Here is a 1,099-nt window from a genome sequence, read left to right on the forward strand (position 1 = left end):
GCCCGGTCGGCCATGACCCGCCGCGACCCGGAGACCGCCCGCCGCCAGCTGAGGGCTCACGAGCACGAGCTGGAGGCCCACAGCGGCCGCTACGACCCCGGCGAGCACGACAGGCGCCAGATGCGGGTGGCCCTGGCAGGCAACCCCAACTGCGGCAAGACCACCCTCTTTAACGCCCTCACCGGCTCCAACCAGTATGTGGGCAACTGGCCCGGCGTCACCGTGGAGAAAAAGGAGGGGGAGACCCGGATCGGCGACCGGACGGTGACGGTTGTGGACCTGCCGGGCATCTACTCCCTGTCCCCCTACTCTATGGAGGAGATTGTGGCCCGGGACTTCATCATCGGCGAGGGCCCCGACTGCGTCATCGACATTGTGGACGCCACCAATCTGGAGCGCAACCTGTATCTCACCGTTCAGCTGCTGGAGCTGGAGCGGCCCACGGTGCTGGCCCTGAACTTTATGGATGAGGTGGAGAAGCGGGGGGACAGGATTGACGTGGACAGACTGTCCAAGGAGCTGGGAGTGCCTGTGATTCCCATCACCGCCCGCACCGGCGAGGGGGTGGAGGAGCTGATGCACACCGCCCACCGGCAGATGCACCTGGGGGTGACCATCGAGCCTGACAACCTCTACGACGACTACACCCACGACATCCACCACCGCATGGGTGAGCTGCTCCACGACTACGCATACGCCGCCAACCTCCCCGCCCACTGGGCCTCCATCAAGCTGCTGGAGGGGGACGCCATTGTAGAGAAGGCGCTGAAGCTCCCCCCGGACATCAGAGCGAGGCTGGATGCCCTGGTGGCGGAGTATGAGAACTCCAGCGACCTGGGCGACCGGGAGACCCTCATCGCCGACAGCCGCTACCAGTACATCCAGAAGGTGGTGTCCGCCTCGGTGGAGAAGGGGGGCGTGCCCGGGGAGCTGACCCTCAGCGAGAGGATCGACAAGGTGGTCACCCACCGGGTATTTGCCATCCCCCTGTTCCTGTGCACCATGCTGGTGATGTTTGTGGTCACCTTCGGGCCCTTCGGCTCCTGGCTGTCCGACGGGGTGGGGGCGGGGATGGACGCCCTGTCCCAGTGGCTGACCC

1 protein-coding gene is annotated in these 1,099 nt (G+C 66.0%); it reads left to right on the top strand.

Annotation, left to right across the window (positions count from 1 at the left end; all coding sequences use genetic code 11):
* Window positions 1-1,099: ferrous iron transporter B (locus tag D1641_RS18920; RefSeq protein ID WP_160668544.1), on the top strand; the 1,099-nt coding region annotated here is incomplete at both ends.

Source organism: Colidextribacter sp. OB.20, assembly GCF_009911595.1.
In the GTDB taxonomy this organism is placed as follows: Bacteria; Bacillota; Clostridia; order Oscillospirales; family Oscillospiraceae; genus Lawsonibacter.